This window comes from Bacillus sp. NH11B (assembly GCF_001884205.1).
GTDB classification, from domain to species: Bacteria; Bacillota; Bacilli; order Bacillales; family Bacillaceae_G; genus Bacillus_A; species Bacillus_A proteolyticus.
In genome coordinates this window covers 1-18,280 of sequence record NZ_MAOG01000081.1, presented here as the reverse complement: position 1 = coordinate 18,280, position 18,280 = coordinate 1, and the positions used below count along the sequence as shown (strand labels likewise).

The 18,280-nt window shown below is 34.5% G+C and carries 14 protein-coding genes and 3 pseudogenes; 14 read left to right on the top strand and 3 right to left on the bottom strand.

Going from position 1 to position 18,280, the window contains the following annotated elements; translation table 11 throughout:
- Positions 1-438, top strand: a 438-nt coding sequence (locus tag BAU27_RS11770) for an RNA-guided endonuclease TnpB family protein (RefSeq protein ID WP_139254643.1), incomplete at its 5' end; no start/stop codon positions are given.
- Here the strand turns inward: BAU27_RS11770 and BAU27_RS33370 are convergent.
- The 3 genes and pseudogenes from BAU27_RS33370 to BAU27_RS11755 form a co-directional block, all read right to left on the bottom strand.
- A pseudogene (locus tag BAU27_RS33370) lies at positions 435-677 on the bottom strand (TNT domain-containing protein); the annotation flags it as partial. The gene BAU27_RS11770 and the pseudogene BAU27_RS33370 sit on opposite strands and share 4 nt — an antisense overlap.
- 139 nt (positions 678-816) lie before the next feature.
- A complete protein-coding gene (locus BAU27_RS11760; protein ID WP_071734878.1) occupies positions 817-1,029 on the bottom strand; it encodes a DUF3006 domain-containing protein in 213 nt (70 codons plus the stop codon).
- 2 nt (positions 1,030-1,031) lie between these two features.
- Positions 1,032-2,417, bottom strand: a complete 1,386-nt coding sequence (locus BAU27_RS11755) for an S-layer homology domain-containing protein (RefSeq protein WP_071734877.1) — start codon at positions 2,415-2,417, stop codon at positions 1,032-1,034.
- 260 nt (positions 2,418-2,677) lie between these two features.
- On the opposite strand from BAU27_RS11755, the pseudogene BAU27_RS11750 reads away from it, so the two are divergent.
- The 13 genes and pseudogenes from BAU27_RS11750 to BAU27_RS11690 all read left to right on the top strand — a co-directional run.
- A pseudogene (locus BAU27_RS11750) lies at positions 2,678-3,336 on the top strand (IS6 family transposase).
- Positions 3,337-3,447: 111 nt separating this feature from the next.
- Positions 3,448-3,688: pseudogene (locus tag BAU27_RS33365) on the top strand (hypothetical protein).
- A 726-nt stretch (positions 3,689-4,414) separates the two neighbouring features.
- Entirely contained in the window at positions 4,415-5,281 is an 867-nt protein-coding gene (locus BAU27_RS11740) for an Rgg/GadR/MutR family transcriptional regulator (RefSeq protein ID WP_071746624.1), read from the top strand.
- 228 nt (positions 5,282-5,509) lie between these two features.
- A complete protein-coding gene (locus BAU27_RS11735; RefSeq protein ID WP_002186998.1) occupies positions 5,510-5,806 on the top strand; it encodes a WXG100 family type VII secretion target in 297 nt (98 codons plus the stop codon).
- Between the two features lie 75 nt (positions 5,807-5,881).
- The gene (esaA, locus tag BAU27_RS11730) at positions 5,882-9,538 is read left to right on the top strand and encodes a type VII secretion protein EsaA (protein WP_071770969.1); all 3,657 of its coding nucleotides are present in this window, start codon (positions 5,882-5,884) and stop codon (positions 9,536-9,538) included.
- Positions 9,539-9,578: 40 nt separating this feature from the next.
- The gene (gene essA / locus BAU27_RS11725; RefSeq protein WP_244159119.1) at positions 9,579-10,073 is read left to right on the top strand and encodes a type VII secretion protein EssA; all 495 of its coding nucleotides are present in this window, start codon (positions 9,579-9,581) and stop codon (positions 10,071-10,073) included.
- A gap of 3 nt (positions 10,074-10,076) precedes the next feature.
- Positions 10,077-10,349 carry an EsaB/YukD family protein gene (locus BAU27_RS11720; RefSeq protein ID WP_071746622.1) on the top strand — a complete coding sequence of 91 codons (273 nt, stop codon included), beginning with the start codon at positions 10,077-10,079 and terminating at the stop codon, positions 10,347-10,349.
- A 3-nt stretch (positions 10,350-10,352) separates the two neighbouring features.
- Positions 10,353-11,528 (top strand): type VII secretion protein EssB, encoded by a 1,176-nt coding sequence (gene essB / locus BAU27_RS11715; protein WP_071746621.1) that lies wholly within the window; start codon positions 10,353-10,355, stop codon positions 11,526-11,528.
- The gene (gene essC / locus BAU27_RS11710) at positions 11,506-15,981 is read left to right on the top strand and encodes a type VII secretion protein EssC (RefSeq protein WP_071770968.1); all 4,476 of its coding nucleotides are present in this window, start codon (positions 11,506-11,508) and stop codon (positions 15,979-15,981) included. The genes essB and essC overlap by 23 nt, the downstream gene beginning before the upstream one ends.
- 94 nt (positions 15,982-16,075) lie before the next feature.
- Positions 16,076-16,507, top strand: coding sequence for a DUF5082 family protein (locus tag BAU27_RS11705; protein ID WP_070179093.1), 432 nt, complete (start codon positions 16,076-16,078; stop codon positions 16,505-16,507).
- A gap of 18 nt (positions 16,508-16,525) precedes the next feature.
- Positions 16,526-16,813 (top strand): TIGR04197 family type VII secretion effector, encoded by a 288-nt coding sequence (locus BAU27_RS11700; protein ID WP_071770967.1) that lies wholly within the window; start codon positions 16,526-16,528, stop codon positions 16,811-16,813.
- A 1-nt stretch (position 16,814) separates the two neighbouring features.
- Complete coding sequence (locus tag BAU27_RS11695) at positions 16,815-17,531, top strand: DUF4176 domain-containing protein (RefSeq protein ID WP_071770966.1); 717 nt, start codon at positions 16,815-16,817, stop codon at positions 17,529-17,531.
- Positions 17,532-18,280: T7SS effector LXG polymorphic toxin (locus BAU27_RS11690; RefSeq protein WP_217653932.1), on the top strand; the 749-nt coding region annotated here is incomplete at its 3' end. It abuts the gene before it with no gap.

Genomic DNA, 18,280 nt, shown 5'->3' with positions numbered 1-18,280 from the left:
AATAAACAACGAGTAAAAGTAGCTAGAATTCATGAATACATGACGAATGCTAGAAAAGATTACTTGGACAAAGTCTCAACTGAAATCATCAAAAACCACGATGTTATTGGTATAGAGGATTTGCAAGTATCGAATATGTTAAAGAATCATAAGTTAGCAAAAGCAATTAGTGAGGTATCATGGTCTCAGTTTCGAACTATGTTGGAATATAAGGCAAAATGGTACGGCAAACAAATCATTGTCGTATCGAAAACATTTGCTTCAAGCCAATTATGTTCTTGTTGTGGATATCAAAACAAAGACGTTAAAAATCTAAACCTACGTAAATGGGACTGTCCTTCTTGTCGTACACACCATGATAGGGATATTAACGCAAGTATCAATCTAAAGAATGAGGCGATAAGGCTTCTAACCGCAAGGACTGTGGAGATAGCCTAATAAATTAGAGTTCGATAGAACTCTTTACTTAGGAATCCCCCCTCTTCTAAACGAAGTGAAAGTGGGGGGAGTTCAATAAACTCAGATTGTGTCCCCATGCCAGATTCACCAAACCATGGCGCAATTTTTCCGCCCATAGCGTCTACTGGTTTAATTAATTCATAAACATTATACGGCTTTTTATTTGCTCCAGGAGCTAGTCCTCTTTGTTCATAAGGTATACCTTCAGTTGAAAAAAATGTCCCACCTTCTTACCCGTATCTATCAACTCATTTACATTGTAAATATAAAATACAAAAGTGAATCCTATGTGTATGTGAAAAAGCCCACTCATAAGAGCCGGCTTTTTCACATAGATATGTTTAATTTGAAAATTTATTATTCAAATAGTTTATCTATTAAATTTTGAATTTCACGCTTTCTTTTGTCGGTTTCTTTCTTATCGATGGTATACTTATCATCCTCAATAATAAGAACGTCACCTTCTTTTGCAGAAGATGGGAGTTTGGATCTTGGCACATCAATTGTTATGCTTTTCATTTCAATAACTGCCAATTCTCCTTCAAAACGGTCAATAATTCCTTTTTGCATAATTATCTCTCCGTTCTAACAGAAATATTTGAACCATCACTATCAATAACTACAGTTCCATTTAAATCTGTTCTATACACCTTAACAGACATTAAAGATAACTTTGCTAAAGTTTCTTGTGTAGGATGTCCATATCTGTTACCTGCACCGGCGCTAATAACAGCGATGTTTGGTTTGACTGCATCTAAAAATGGCTGAGAAGAAGAAGTCTTACTTCCATGGTGACCAGGTTTTAATACATCTGATTTTAAGTTTGACCCATGCGCTGCAACCATATCTTTTTCGCTTTTCGCTTCAGCATCGCCAGTAAATAAGAATGATTTGCTGCCGTGCGTTATTTTTAATACAGCGCTCCATTCGTTTAAGTCGTCACCATATTCTTTAACAGGAGCTAGGAATTGTGAGTTTAAACCGTTTATGGGTAAATTCAGGCCAGACTTTGCTTCTTTAATTGTTAATCCTTTGTCGGCTACTGCAGTTAAAAAGTCTTTAAATGTATCGGTTGTATGACTTACTTTAGGTGCATAAACATTTTTTACATTCATGGAATAAAGAACTTCATCTAAGCCGCCTACATGATCGGCATCAGGGTGCGTAGCAATCATATAATCAATGGTTTGGAATCCTAGTCCCTTTAGATAATTTGCGACTACCTTACCTTTGCCGTTGTTACCTCCGTCAATGAGGATAGTTTCTCCACTTGGAGACTTTATAAACGTTGCATCACCCTGTCCTACATCAATATAATGAACTTCTAAGTTGCCTTTAGGTTGAGGAAGAGTTGGACGGAAGCTTGGTTCTAATACGCGAGCTAAGAATGCAGCGAATTGCTCACGAGTTACTTTTAAGTCTGGACCGAATGTACCATCAGGAAATCCAGCAGTAATATTATTTTGAGCTAAAGTTTTGATATATTGATAACCCCAATGACTAGCTGGAACATCAGGGAAGTTTACGTCAGTACCTGTAGGTTTTAAATTAAATGTTTTGACGAGTACGACAGCCATTTCTGCACGAGTTAATGAACGATCAGGGAAGTAGTTTTTTTCACGTTGTACAATGTTATAATGCGCTAACTTATGTACAGAATCATAGTAATAAATACCCTTGGTTACATCTGAAAAAATATGAGTATAGCTAGCTGGCTTTTCTAAATTTAACGATAAATCTAACATTAATGCCATTTGTCCACGAGTTACATTGTCACTAGGATTAAAATATCCCTCCGGAGTACCATTAATAATGCCTTTTTCCGCTAAATAGTTAATTTCTTTATATGCCCAATGATTAGATGGGACATCAGGGAAAGATTTAGCACTTGCAAGATTAGGGATAAATAATGAAACAATCATTACAAATACCGCCAGTAATAAGCTAAACTTTTTCAAAAATATCGCCTCACTTTATATATTTTTTTAACCTATTTAACTTTAGCATTTCTTACAAATAATTCAAAGATTAATAGATCATTATGTAATATTTATTTTATCATTTTAGCCAAGAAGACTCCTGGTTCTGGTGCAAAAACTTAAGGACAACTGCAATGAATCTATAAATCTTGGACATACTGTTACTATTACTTTAGAAAGGGTGCGTGATTGGTATGGAAAAGGAAAATGTATTCAAATGGAGGCATTATTAGCCTGATATTATTTTGTTAACGGTAAGATGGTACCTACGGTACAACCTCAGTTTTCGTGATTTGGTGGAAATACTAGAAGAACGGGGTTTATCTATTTCTCATACAACGATTATGCCTTGGGTACACCAGTATGGTCCTGAATTGGACAAACGAATCCGACGTCACCTTAAACAAATGACTCTTGGAGAGTCGATGAAACATATATCAAAGTAAAAGGTCAATGGATGTACCTGTATCGTGCTGTTGATTCGAGAGGAAACACAATCGATTTTTGCCTAGGAAAAACAAGAGACCAGAAGACTGCAAAGCGCTTTTTCAAGAAAGCTTTGCGGTCTTTTCATGTTTCGCAGCCTCGTGTTATGACAGTCGATAAGAATCCAGCTTATCCTATAGCAATTGAACAGTTGAAAAAAGAGAAAAGCATACCTGATGGTATGCAACTTAGACAACAAAAATACTTGAATAACATAGTAGAACAAGATCATCGCTTTATAAAGAAGCGAATCCATTCTATGCTAGGGTTCAAATGTTTTGACACAGCTACATCCATTCTTTCTGGAGTAGAAGCTATGCATATGATTAAAAAAGAACAGATTGATTTACGGGACCAGTCTGTCCAAAACCAGAAAAAATTCATCCATCAATTGTTTGGACTGGTAGCATAAGATACGATTCCGTTAGGAATATATGCGCTTTATTCTCTTTTATTTTATTTTTGCACCAGAACCGTATAATTTATATATGGAATATTTTGTTTGTACGAAAGGGATAACTTGATGTTTTTACAAAAATATAGGGGTTTGATTCTAGAGATAGTTGGTGCTGTTATAGGGGGAATATCCTGGGTTTATCTTAAAGATTTAGATTATATATAGGGCGTGTCTTAAGTTGTTTTCTTTAGCATTGATAATGATAGGATGGGTTATTGCCTGTAATTCGAACCATTTCTATAATGCTGGAGTTTCAACTAAAAGGCATCAAAAAATAAGTTTGATAAGTATTAATTTAACAAGTTAATACAAAATGTGCTAATATAGTGATAAAAAGGAGGTAAAAGGAAAGAAAAGGAAAGGAATACATCTCCATATCTGCTTTCAATATTTGGATTAGGATTGTTTTTTCAGTTAGACATGGTTTATTAATATTTTTAGCATATTGGAAAGATGAAGTGATTTTGTCAAATAACCTAATTTTATTTGCAATAGGAGTATTATTATTCATTATTTCAATGTTTTTTAATAAGCAATGTAGTAAAGCAAAACAAGTATAAATTTATTTAGAATCTAAAAATCTACTTGTTTTTTTATAAAAAATCCAGTTTCAAATCACGTTGGAAATAAAAGTAAGTCTATGACCTGTTTTTACATATATCTCGGCTGTACCCCAGCATGATATAAAATATAGGAATTTGGTTATTTCGTTTTATCATGAAGAAATGATGGAGGAAATTCTGGTGTATCTTATTAAAAAATGATCTTTTCTATGTATTTTTTTGGTTTTGCTTAAATGTAAATGACACTATTGTTTCATCCATCAGCGAAAAATACATAGGTTCTGGTGCAAAATTATTCTATAAAGTGATTATTATCCACCACCACATAGTAACAACTCCTTTCATTGCTTATTAAAAAATAATAATAAGAGAAAGGCGATTTTTTTGAATGTGTAGCGTAATAAGTGATTTTTATAAAAATACGACACATATTAGTCGGATAAGAATCATTCGGAAGGGCGAGATGTTTTATGGAGATCGGAGAACTTATTGATTATACGAGAAAACAAAAGGGACTAACTATTAAAGATGTTTGTGGTGATTTTGTTAGTAGATCTGTTTACAACAGATTTGTAAATAATCGTGCAGATACTAGTGTTACAAATCTAACTTATATGCTTTCTAGAATTAATGTATACTTTGATGAATTAAAAGCTTTTGATTACCCAAAGGATGTAAATGTAATCAGTCAGATTATGGGTGAAATAAGAAATGCTTTTATGAAGAAAGATGTAGAAGAGTTAATAAGACTAGAAAGTCTTTGTAATTTAGTTAAAGGGCGAGATGGAATTAAGTATGAACATCTTTCGAGTTTATGCCAGTTGCTCATTGCTAGATTAAAAAATGAAACTCTTGAAACAAGAGAAACTAAAATTTATCAATATTTAATAAACATGCAGACATGGACTCGCTATGAACTAGTTTTATTCAACAACTGTATGTTTGCATTTACGCCTGAATTTATAGAAATCACCCTTGAAAAAGCACTTTTGGGAATCAATCATTACAAAGAATTTAGAGATGGAAAAAGTGAATGCTTTAGGATGTTAACAAATGCAATTATTTTCTTTATCCAGCATGATAGGATGAACCTTATATGGAAATATATGGATAAAATGAATTCATTTTCACTCGAAGAAGAAATGTTTTTTGAAAAAAACCTAAAATTAATGATTAATGGTATTTGGGAATGTTTGAGAGGAAATAAAAAAGGTGAAGAAATGCTAAAAAAAGCACAGTTGGTCTGTAAATATATAGGTGCCGATAATTATTACAAGATGAATGAAGAATTAATTGAATTTATAAAACAGAAGTACGAAATTAAAATTTCTACATAAGGTTTATATTTTTTGGGAGGTTGTAATTATTAAATTATGACCTTCCTTTTTCTATTTCACTTATTATTTTATGTTTATAATATTTCTCCTTCTTTCTGTGTGTCATATAAGACACGTGTGTATATAATGAGAGGCAAAGAAAGAAGCTCGCTTGGTCCAAGATTTAAAATAATTTTGAATTATATTATATTATCCGTAAGGATAGTTAGAAAACAAGGAGATGATATTATGGCAGGAGCTATTACGGTCACACCCGAACAACTCAAATCTCAGGCGAAAATATATCAAACGGCCTCTTCACAAATTGAAGACGCTATTCGTAAAGTGAATTCTATGAATTCAACGATTGCCCAAGAATGGCAGGGGGAAGCTTTTCGAGCTTACTTGGAGCAATACAAACAGCTTGAAGGTAATGTGAAACAAATGGAAAATTTATTACAAAGTATTCATATGCAGTTGACCAAATATGCAGATACAGTCGCAGACCGTGACCGTCAGGATGCAGGTTCGTTTGGCTTAAATTAAGTGTTTAAAAAAGGGGTCAGTGCAACTCATTGTGCTGACACCTTTTTTAATTTATCTGAAAGGAAGAAATGTATTTTGATAAAAAAATATCAGAGTTATTTTCCATTACTCATCATTATACTTGGTGGATTATTTCTTATTTTGACTTTCACTTATTTTGGTTTTAAAGATGATAATGTGTACCGGTCTACAAATCAAAAAGTATCCAAGGTTCAATATGTTTTAGTGAATGAAGATAAAGGGGCTGTTTTTGAGGGGAGGAAGTATGAACTAGGTGCAGACTTTGTTACTCTGATTAATCAAGATTCCAAAAAAAGTTGGCAGACGGTCAGTAGGAATATTGCTAATGCAGGAATTGAGAATGGTCAATTTGATGCAGAAATTATTATTCCTCAAGATTTCTCCGAACGTCTTTTGTCCCTTCAAAGTATAGCACCAGAAAAGGCGACCATTAATTATCGTGTACGTAAAGGGCAAAATGAGATATCCAATCAAGCCGTTCAAACACAAGTAAATGATATTTTGAAAGATTTCAATCAACGAGTTGTGCAGATGTATTTCTCAAGTATTGTAGGAAATTTATCAGAAGCCCAAATAAATGTTAATAAAATTGTTGGAGCAGAAACTGATGCTAAGAAATATCTGATGACAAATATTCAAGATCCATTTAAGGAGTTGTCGGGAGGATTTAATAATTTATCAAATGTTTCGAGTATTCTTGATGAAGATAATAAAGGTTTTCTCTCGGAACAACAAGCATTTGTATCATCCGTAAAAACTCTAATGGATGATAATAATAAGAGCTTAGAAGCAGGCAGTACCTCGACAAAAGAAGCCAAAAAATCAGCTAACGAAAATATCGATAAAACAAATGAAAAGTTAAAAGATTCCTTAAAGCAATTTGAGGATCAATTTAACCTACAAAAAAAGCAATTTGAGGATCAATTTAACCTACAGAAAACGCAATTAGAAAACCAACGGCAATCTGATTTATCGGGATATAAAGCAAAATATGATGGTTTGAACCAATCAATGTTTAAACAACTAGGAAACTTTTATACACCGGCAGCAGGTGAAGTGAATTCATCTGGGGTTTATACGGAATTCTTGCTAAACGCCAAGCTATTTCAAGAAACACAAACTGCTCGAATTGATGAACTAAAAGATGAAATTAAGCAATTGCAATCGCAAGTTGAAACTCTTAATGATTTAAGAAAACAGATTGCACAAACTTATTATGGAAGTGCAGAAAAAAATCCGGATACAGCTTCTGAGGAGGATATTAAACAGGCTATTGTGAAACTAATGGCTGATTCAAAAGAAAATAAAGTTAATTTAGATAATCGTTATCGTCAAATGATAGAAGAAAGTCTACCACAAATTCCAGCAGACACTTTAGAAAATCTTTTACAAAAGTTAATTGCTGAGAATATTATAACTGATTCTCAATCTAAAAAATTCCAAGATGAGCTAACTATAGTTCGGCGTTATGCGAAAAATTTTGAAAAAGAAATAGGAAAGGAAGGAAACTTTTCCTATCTAGAAGCTAAGCCTGAACATAACGCTATAATTCCTATAAATAGTAGGGAGGTCACTATATCTATTGATCCAACAAAAGATAATAGAATCTCTTTGAAGACAGACCATACAGAACAAGGAAGTTTAGGAATAAGAAATTTGACGGATCTTTTACCGGTGTTAAAAACAGAATTGGATCAAAAACTCAAATCATATGGGTACATTTCTGAGTGGAGTGAAGTTTCTAATCATGAATTCAGTATTTCATTGAAAAAGAACCCCACAGAACCAGAGGAACCAAAACCGCCGGTAGACCCGCCAACGGATCCAGAGAAACCAAAACCGCCGGTAGATCCGCCAACGGATCCAGAGAAACCAAAACCGCCGGTAGATCCGCCAACGGAACCAGAAAAGCCGAAACCGCCAGTAGATCCGCCAACGGAACCAGAGCCGAAACCGGAAACAGAAAATGAGCCTAATAGGCCAACTTCTAAAGAAAAGGATCTTCCGCCGTTACCTTCAAGTTTTAGCTTAACGTTTAAGGCGGATTTTGATTGGACCTTGGATGAAGAAATGAAGAAAAAATCTTTTGTCTCTGTTGATTATTCATGGATTGTTAATGAGCAAACTCAAGTGAATGCCAGCTATGCAGAATATATAGATGTAAATAAGAATTTAATAGCTGACTTACCTGAGTTATTGAAACAATTTCAAATGCTTGATAGCACTGCACAGCAAATCGTTACCTTATTTGGAAATCCAGAAGATTCCATATCTATTGATAGCTATGCAGATATGATTAACAAAATTGAAAATCAAGAGAAGACTCTCGAAGAGTTGGCAAATCCAAACTCTGTTTATCGTATGTATAACAATATCACAGGTGAACAAAAGATAGATGCTATTACAGAGAAAATTTATGAAGAATTTAAGAATAAAGGAAATCAACTCTATACAGATATTGAAGGCCAGATAAAAAATTTACAAGAAACAATTGGATCAACAACGGATAAAAATCATGATGGAACAAAAAATACATTATACGGAACTTTAAATCTAATGACTGAACCTCAGAAGTTTCTGAATGAAGCAGAAAAGTTAAATAATTGGTTTGTGCAAGCCAATCAACAGATTAATGAAGCGTATCAATCATGGAAAGAAAATGAAAAAATCCAAGAAGAATCTGTAAAAAGTGCAGAAAATCAACATCCTGTAGAAAATCAACATCCTGCAGAAAATCAACATCCTGCAGAGAACGATATAATACCAATTTCTTCAGAAACAGATAGCTTAGTAAAAGAAATGGAAGATTTAGTTCAGAGTTCAAAGAACTCGGCTGAAAGTATAGAAAAATCTGCAGCGAAAGCTCATGACATTTCTCCAAAAATTCAGGAGTTGAAAGAAAATACAGATAATGTTCAAAAAAATGCAGATACTGTTTTGAATAATTTAAATACTTCAGTCACTCAAATTCAAAAGAATACAAGTAAAAATGAAAAATACTCAGAAGAGTTTAGCAAAGTGCTTTCTAATACCAAACGAGGTGGAGCAGATAATTATAAAGTATTCAATTTTCTATCAGCCCCAATTGCTACAAAAGGAAGTTTTGAAGCTACTCGCCAAACGTCTATTATTCCTTACTATATGACACTTGTTGGAGCTGTTCTTTCAGTCATTACCGGCATTTCCTTATGTCGTACTATTCAACGTAGAGAAATTACGAAAGATATGGTTTTTATTACACCTACAAGGGCATGGCTAAATGTTCCTAATGTTATGAAGGTAACAGGTGTCAGTCTAATTATCTCACTATTCTTTGCTGGAATAACTACTTTTAGTATTTTGAGAGTGTTTAATATCCCTTGGTTTAGTTACACGTTCCTAAATATTTTAGGTGGAACTTTATTAATAACAGGTTTTTCTCGTCAGTTTAAAAATATAACACTCTATGTTTGTGTTTCACTTTTAGGATTATATCTCATGTTAACACCATTATTAGGAATGCATACTCGTCCGGGTAGTATTGTCGATTTACTTTATCGTTTTTCACCGCTTCAAAACATAGAAAATGGTTATACAGCACTAAGCAATGGTATTCATGTTGGATGGGAAAGTTACTTGTTATTGGTAATTATTATTGTTGTAGGAATTGGTACGAATTTCATTGCTTTTCCAGGTGTGAAAAAGTCAGAAAAAGCTGAACAAAAGCAATAGCTTATGTTGTTAGGAGAAAGGATGTACGAATTTGGAAAAAATGATAAAACCAAAATTTCTCGTTTTTTCTCTTCTAATTTCTTTTTGTGTGATAAATCTTTTTACTAGTTTTAGCAGTCTAGCCTATGCTGAAGATGGAAAACTAACGATTCATAACAACGTGATTTATGAAAAAGAAAATCATAAAAATAATAATTCTGTTACAGGGATAGAAGATTTGTTTATAAAAGACAAAAACACAAAAAATAAGGAACTTGAGAAAGAAAATAGAAAGAGTACTTCAAGTATAAAAGAAAAAGTATTTCTTACCGCTGAGAGTGTAGAAAAGAAACCACAGGATACAATTACCAAGCAGCTGTTTTCTAAAGACTATACAGCTTCTAATGAAAATGAAGCAACTGTAGAAGATACCAATTATGAAATTCCTAGATGGACCTTCTGGATACTGTTAAGCATGGGTGTGATTGGAATATTAATTTTAGGATGGTTATTAGGTAAAAGATTTTCAAACCTATTTATACGGAAAAAGGAGTAAACAATGGCAGAAAGAACAATGATTAATATCGAACTTCATGTTAATGAGCAAATACTTGATTTAACAATACCTAATCAGGTTTCTTCTAATAGATTGAAAGAACTATTGGTTGATTCATTATCTTTAGTAAATATAGAATTGCCCACTTATTTTTCATTGGAAGTAAAAAATAAGCCAATTCATTTAGATGAAAATGTTATATTGGCGAAATATCCATTGGCGGATGGTGATCAATTAGTCGTAAAAGAAATTATAGGGAGTTTGGAGGAACACTAGAGTATGGGGGAAATGAGAAATAGTTTGATAGTTATTAAAGAGGAAACTACATCTACTTTTATTAAAGTGCACTTGACAGCTAATCAATATTCTTTGTCAGGTGTAAAGCAATTCCAGTTATTTTTAAATAAAGCACCACACTTTTTGACTGGAAAGATAGAAGTGGCGAATGAAGAACAGGTCATTATCACTTATGAAAAAGATGAATTATCTTTTTCACTTGAACAATATGTTAAAAAATTAGATGCATTTGATCGCCTTCTTTTAGCACAAAAAGTAAATTTCTTAAAAGAATATCTTAACCAACCAGTAACGCCATTTATCCATCCTAAAAACATCTTTATTTTTGGGGAAGAGTTGTTTATTGGTCATCGTGGCGTAATGAATACCGTTATTCCTTATCTTTCAACAGAAGAAGTATATCTAAAACAATACAAGGCATTACTTCTTTATATTTTAAATCCAAAGCTGGATTTTGAGAATCTAATTGATGGGGCCGGTGCAGTCCGAGATCCTTTTTCCGAAAAAATTCAAGAATCTTCTTCGTTTGAAGAGATAGACAAGTTACTAATGGAAACAGTTGCGATTCAAAAGGAAAAAAGAAATGCTACAAGCATACTGGTGAAAAGTAGAAATCACACTGTTTTTAAGTGGGGAACAATTATTCTTGGTCTTGCAACATTAGGTCTTTCAATAGGGGTAGGGATATATTCATTAAATATTGTACCTCAGCAAAAACGAATCATAAGTGCCGAATCAAAGTTTATTTCAAATAGTTATTCAGATGTTCTAGATACATTAAAGGAGGACAAACCAGAGAATCTTCCTAAAAGCGCACTTTATGTGTTAGCAGTGAGCTCGATTCAACTAGATAGCTTGTCTAATGAGCAGAAAGAATCTGTATTAGGGACTATCTCCCAAAAATCAAATGATAACACATTACTTTATTGGATCTATATAGGAAAAGGAGACTTTGAAAAGGCCTTAAATATTGCTAAAAATATTGGAGATAATCAATATATTCTTCACGCCTATACAAAAGTTTATGATGTAACGAATGCAGATAACAAGATGAATGGTGCGAAGAAACAAGAATTACTTTCGAAATATAAGGAAGAGATGGAAAAGTACATGAAGTTATTGGAGGGGAAGACGGATGATCAGAAATCTAAACAATAGATTGTCTAGTGAAGGTGTACCAATTGATGATCAAATTGTAAATAAAGCGTCTGTACTCTATGATATTTTTTCATTTGGTCATATATTTTCGCGTCACGAACTAACAATGTCAAAGCCATCACTTAAGATTGGTAACCATGAAATTTCTTTTGATGGCACGCATTTGTTCTTGGATCAAGATCCATGGACAGGTGATATGAAGGACGGAATTCTCGCGTTACCTCATGAAAAATTAGAAGTTTTAACTACTATCAAGCCGAAAACAAATTTTGTGATTTCTTCTTCAAAGGACTCAGGAATCACCATTCCGACTAAGGCTTTTGCCCTGGTCAAATTTAATGAAAAGAATGAAACTTACCAGTTAAATCTGTTTTCAAATGGGGTATTAGTTTACTTTAATGGAAAGAAAGTAGATCGATTAGAAAAAGTTTTGTCTGTAGGGGATCAACTTGTTATTGATGGTGTGCTTATTGAATTGAGAGAAAAACAATTTAAGTTGTGTAAGATAACCCAAGAATTTTCACTAAATTCTTGGGAGATTATTAACGAGATATTTATTCCAGAATACCCAAAAAATTTCCCTGAATTTAGACGTAGTCCAAGAATTCATTTACGAGAGCCTAAAGAAGAGATAGCAATTCAACCTCCAAGAGCTGAGGAAACTGATGGGAGAAGTGATTTATTGCGTACGATTGTTCCGCCATTGGCAATGGTTGTTTTAAGTGGTGCAACGAGCGTATTAAGTAATGGAAACCCTATTATGATGTTAAGCATGGGGGGGGTAAGTTTACTCACGGCAGGGTTCTCTGTTTCAAGTTATATTACGAATAAGAAAGAAGTGAAACAAAAGAATCTTAAGCGAAGTGAGTACTATGAAAAGTATCTTATTCAAAAGGAAAAAGAATTGTCGTTGCTCTCTCAAAAGCAATTTGAAGCTTTAACGTATAACTTCCCTGACATGGATTCATTGTCTTTGATGACAAAAGAATATAGTCCACGAATTTATGAAAAAACTATGACAAATGCTGATTTTATAAGTATTCGTTTGGGTCATGGAGAGATTCAAAGTAGTTATAAAGTCAGTTATCATTCAAGAGAAGAAGATGATGCTTTAAGTAATTTTGCAGAAGAAAAAATTGTTTGGCCACATCAAACGTTAAAAGATGCACCTATTGCCATCTCGATGTTAAATCAAACGTTAGGACTTGCAGGAACAAAAACAGTACTACGAATAGCTGTACAGACAATATTATTTCAGCTTTCCGTTTTACATTCTTATAGAGATGTAGAATTTGTAGCATTAGTTCCAGAAGAAGATTATCAAGATTGTTGGCATGCTTGGCGTTGGTTGCCACATTTTCAAATACGGAGCTTAAATTTACGAGGAATTATTCATAATTCACAGACACGTGACATGGTTTTAAATTCTTTCTATCAATTGTTAACAAAACGTCGGCAACAAGTCAAAGAGGCGGGCAATGAGAAAGTAACCTTTGCTCCGCATTATATGTTTACGATTTTAGACGAGAGCTGGCTCTCTGGGCATGGATTAAATGAATTTTTAGCTGAAGATATGAGTCAATACGGTGTTACGGTCATTTGGGGGAAAGACGCGTTAAACATGTTGCCAGAGACAGCAACCACAGTTATTGATTATCAAAGTAACGAATCCGCGGTATTAATTAACAATAATAATGAGTACGTGAATCAACTTTTTGTTCCCAACCATTTACCCAAAAGTTATCCAATTGGGCAAGCAATACAACGCATAGCTAATTTAGAACATGTTGAGGTAGAGAAAAACGCGATTCCAGAATCGATTGACTTTCTAGAATTATATGATGTGAAAAATGTTGGAGAGTTACATATTGGTGCTCGTTGGGAAAAAGCAGACACTTCAAAGTCATTAGCTGTTCCTTTGGGTGTTCGAGGAAAAGATGACATTGTTTATTTGAATTTACACGAACGAGCACATGGCCCACATGGACTCGTGGCAGGTACAACAGGATCTGGTAAATCGGAAATTGTCCAAAGTTATATTTTATCTTTAGCAGTAAATTTTGCACCAGAAGACGTTGGCTTTTTACCGATTGATTTTAAGGGTGGAGGTATGGCGAATTTATTTAAGAATTTACCACATCTTTTAGGATCGATTACAAACTTAGATGGTGCAAGTTCTGCAAGAGCATTACAAAGTATTCGAGCAGAATTACAAAAGAGACAACGGAAATTTGGTGAATTTGGTGTTAATCATATTAATGGGTATACCAAGTTGTACAAACAGGGAAAAGAAATTGCTGATCCTGTAGAAAAGAAAAAATATCCATCAGAACCATTGCCGCACCTTTTCTTAATCAGCGATGAATTTGCAGAATTAAAAGCAAATGAACCAGACTTTATGGCTGAGCTAGTATCAACTGCACGTATTGGTCGTTCGTTAGGAGTTCATTTGATTTTAGCTACTCAAAAGCCAAGTGGAGTAGTGGACGACCAGATTTGGTCAAACTCACGCTTCAAATTAGCATTAAAAGTAGCCGATCCAAGTGATTCAAATGAAATTATTAAAACACCTGATGCAGCAACGATTACTCAACCAGGACGAGCGTATTTACAGGTCGGAAACAATGAAATTTATGAACTGTTTCAATCTGCGTGGAGTGGAGCAACTTATAATCCAGATGCACAATATGAAGAAAAAGTGGATGAAAGAATTTGGCTAATTAATCAATTGGGCCAGCACGAATTGTTAACTACAGATTTATCTCAAGATGATGAAGTGTCCATGAAAAAGGAAGAAAAACTAACACAATTGGACGCGATTGTAGAAGATATTGTGATTCATGCTGAAAAAACAAATGCAGTTCTTCCTGAAAAACCTTGGTTACCTCCATTACAAACAGAAATTGATAGTCCAAAGATTAATGTAATAACTTCAGGGGATTCGAAAAGAAATCTTTCAGTTCCATTTGGTTTGATGGATATTCCATCAAGACAAGAACAAATTGACTTTTTACTTGATTTAGAAGAGTTGAGTCACCTTGCAATCTATGGATCTCCAGGCTTTGGGAAATCCACTGCATTACAAACTCTTGTAATGAATTTATCAAGAACTAACAATCCTGAACAGGTCCAGTTTAACCTATTTGATTTTGGTACGAATGGTTTACTTCCAATAAAAGATTTACCGCATGTGGTGGATATTGTTCGGTTAGAGGAAGAAGAAAAACTGATGAAGTTCCTCAAACGAATTCGCAAAGAAATTCAAAGTCGAAAAGACGCATTTACAGAGTATGGTGTCGCAAGTCTGTCTCAATATGAAGAGAAATCAGGAAAGCAGTTGCCAGGGATTGTTACTATTGTTGATGGTTTTGACTCAATTAAAGAGAGTCCTTTAGAGGAAGCTATAGAATCTGTGTTAAATCAGCTTTTACGAGAAGGAGCAAGTTTGGGACTCTATGTAGTTATGACGGTTCTTCGTACGAACAGCTTCAGAATGAGTATGGCGAGTAATATTCCATCACATATTGGGCTATTCCTTGTGGAAGAAGGTGCAATTCGAGATGTTGTAGGACGTGATGCTTTGATTTCGCAAGAAATTGTTGGACGAGCGCAAATCAAACTAGACGAGCCACATGAAGTTCAAATTTATTTACCAACTCATGGAAAAAATGATATTGATCGATTGAATAATTTAGAGCAAGAGATTGCACAGATGAATCAGCAATGGAAGGGCACACGTCCTACCAAGATTCCGATGTTATCTAAAACGATCTCTATGCATGATTTTTATACAAATCCACAGGTACAAGAGATGTTGGATAATCTACAACTACCACTTGCTCTAAGTAAAGAAACCACAAATGTCGTTGGTTTTGTACCAGAAAAACATGGTTATTTTGTGATTGGAGACGATACGCCACAGCAAACGGAATATATTGAGCGTATAATCGTTCAAAACTTTAAACATTTTGAAGGGAAAGCACAAAGAATTGTGTTTAATGGGAGCGAACGATTTGGCAGATTCAAAGAAAGCTTCGATGTGATTGTATCAGATATGGAGTACAGTACTTTTGTTAATGATCTAATGAGTGAAATTGAAGAAAGAGAGACACAAAGTGAAAATCAACCGATGTTTGTGTATATTCCAGATGCACAAATATTTGGAGATAAAACATTTATTTCGGATGAAACATTCAATAAATACTTAAAAAATGGTTCTAAAGTAGGTGTTTATTTCATTTTCCACGGCAATCAAAAACAAATTGAGAACAGTTATGATGAATTTAATAAACGATTACGAGCAAATATTCCAGCAGGGATGATTGGAACACGTTTAGCTGATCAAGGATTGATAAATGTGAAATCTAGTTATAGTGAACCTACAGTGGAATTAGATGAGTCTCATTTCTTTGTTGGACGAAATGCAGGACGGGTGAAATTAGTTAGTGAGTAGATCAATTTTATCTGCGAGTGGTGTGTATGGCTGAGTAGTTACAAACAGAAAGATAGTCTTGATAGGGAAATAGATTTTGAGGAGGGAAAACATTATGGCTCAAGAAGAAGATAAAGCCAAAGAAGCTGCACGAAAAGCGGATATCCATGCAAGTGTTGATCGATTTAAGGCAAGTTATGATAGTAAAATGGCTAGCCACAGGGCAAATGCCCAAAAGTTAGAGCGCTTAAAAGCCGCAAAGAGATCTTTACAGGGAGAACTTCATCATTTTGATTCTTATAAGAAAGAGTTTACCAATTTAGGCAGGAGTCTAACAACAAGCCAGTTTAAAGGAACACGTCGTGATAAATTCGATAAAAAATTAGAAGAAATCACAAGAGCACTTGATGCAGATAAAGAGAAGCACAATGAAAAGCTAAACGCGATGAATAATAAAATCATTCTATTAGAAATGGATCAGTCTATAATAGGTGACGCTATTGCGAGCATTTCAGCAAGTATTAGCGGTTTACGTGCTATGTTATAAAAAAAGGAGAAAATACCAATGGGAAAAATAGGTATAGATAAGGGGAAATTTACCGGAGCAGTCACAAATGCAGAGAGCGCAGTTAGTCGGATAGAGAAAGTTCCCTCACCGAACATTACCAAGAATAATCTATCTCGGTTGACGGGTTTTCAAAATTTAGTAGAGAAAGCCGGAACAACTTTAGAAGCATTTAAAGGAGTATCTTCTGCTGACACAGGCAAAATGAAAGCCGTCGCGGATAAAATTGTCGATGAAGATGCTAAAATGGCGAATGTAATCCAACAAAACACAGCGAGGTTCAAATAATATGGTCGAATATAACAAACGAGAACTTTTAGAAGTTGTTTTACAAAATGACAAAACATTAGATTTAGAGATTACTGACGAACTATTACAAATGGGTAACTTGCTGGGGAATCAGCCTTCCCTTTTTCGTGAGGTTTACAAGGCGTTTCGAAATCAAGAAGATGTCTTTGAAAACAAACCAAAAATCGGCGCAAAATTCTCAGTGACTTTTGATTATCCGAATGAGGCAATTCATTTTGAACGATTGGAAACGCGATTAGACATTCCATTTTCTCAATTTTTACGTTTGATGGGTTTGATTGATGCGTGTTATAGCGAAATTTTGCCGCTAGGTACTGTTGTGGAATTGGACGTAGATATGATGCCTGAAGTAATTCAAAATATGTTCAAGAATAGTGAACTCGGAGAACTCGTGATTTTAACAGGGCGCAAAGTACCGTTAAGAGAGGGATTTAACGATTATGTGGTAGATTATCTTGGTTACTTGTGGCCGTTTGGTGAGATGAGTAACACACCAGCGATTTATGTGTCCAATATGATGATTAAGCGAGTTGTTTCACCTGGGATGACGAATGAATGGGAAGACCAATTTGCTTTTACTTTCTTACGAAGTATGCAAGTAGCAAATGGCAAGTTATCCAGTGCCTTTTTACCACTAGATAAAGCGCTCGCTTTCTATGAAGCTGTTCATACTTCACCAGAAAGAGAGGCGGATTAAGTGGGCTTTCAAGTAGATTTAAAGGAATTCAATGAAGTACTGGCAAAACTCCAAAAAGACACCAGTAAAACCAATGATCAACTTGACCAAGCCAAAAACGCATTGAATGGCATTATCCAAGCTGATGCCATGCAGGGTGAAACAGGAAAAGCGATTGTCAACGACATCAATAATAACCAAAATACAGTTGTGATTGGATTGAAAGATACCAATGAATTACTTAGTATAGAAATGGCGCAAACCTTACAGGATTTTCATTCAACAACGGGAGAAAGTGATGAGAATGCGATTATTCTGGAAGATGCATTACTGCAAACACAAAACAAACTTTCCAATCTCCAACCCAAGAAACATGAAATGGATAGTCGCATCTCTAATATTTACAACAGCGTAAGTGATTTGATTTCACTGAGTATGCCGAACAGCCAGTTTGATGAAAAACTGGTTGCAGCCAGCAAAGAACTAGAGGATACGATTCAAAAAGTACAGCAATTTGAAAGCAAAAAAGAAAAAAGCGATGCGGAAAACATCCTCAATGCCCTAAACAACCAAGTTCAAATTGCAGGGAATATGGGTAGTTTATCTTATACTGATCCGCAACTGCAAGCCTTCTTTGCGCTAGATGATTTGGCAAAAGGCATTCATGAAATGGATACACAAATCACGAAGGCGAAAAAAGAAGCGCAACTGCAAGCTGAAAGAGAAATGAAGAAAAAGCAAGAGGAATGGGCGGACAATCATCCAGTGGA

Excerpts from the sequence above, each read along its gene's own strand:
- essA (WP_244159119.1), top strand. The coding sequence starts at position 9,579 with ATGATAAAACCAAAATTTCTCGTTTTTTCTCTTCTAATTTCTTTTTGT.
- essB (WP_071746621.1), top strand. The coding sequence starts at position 10,353 with ATGGGGGAAATGAGAAATAGTTTGATAGTTATTAAAGAGGAAACTACA.
- BAU27_RS11740 (WP_071746624.1), top strand. The coding sequence starts at position 4,415 with ATGGAGATCGGAGAACTTATTGATTATACGAGAAAACAAAAGGGACTA.
- BAU27_RS11720 (WP_071746622.1), top strand. The coding sequence starts at position 10,077 with ATGGCAGAAAGAACAATGATTAATATCGAACTTCATGTTAATGAGCAA.
- BAU27_RS11760 (WP_071734878.1), bottom strand. The coding sequence starts at position 1,029 with ATGCAAAAAGGAATTATTGACCGTTTTGAAGGAGAATTGGCAGTTATT.
- BAU27_RS11695 (WP_071770966.1), top strand. The coding sequence starts at position 16,815 with ATGGTCGAATATAACAAACGAGAACTTTTAGAAGTTGTTTTACAAAAT.
- BAU27_RS11705 (WP_070179093.1), top strand. The coding sequence starts at position 16,076 with ATGGCTCAAGAAGAAGATAAAGCCAAAGAAGCTGCACGAAAAGCGGAT.
- BAU27_RS11700 (WP_071770967.1), top strand. The coding sequence starts at position 16,526 with ATGGGAAAAATAGGTATAGATAAGGGGAAATTTACCGGAGCAGTCACA.
- BAU27_RS11735 (WP_002186998.1), top strand. The coding sequence starts at position 5,510 with ATGGCAGGAGCTATTACGGTCACACCCGAACAACTCAAATCTCAGGCG.
- essC (WP_071770968.1), top strand. The coding sequence starts at position 11,506 with ATGATCAGAAATCTAAACAATAGATTGTCTAGTGAAGGTGTACCAATT.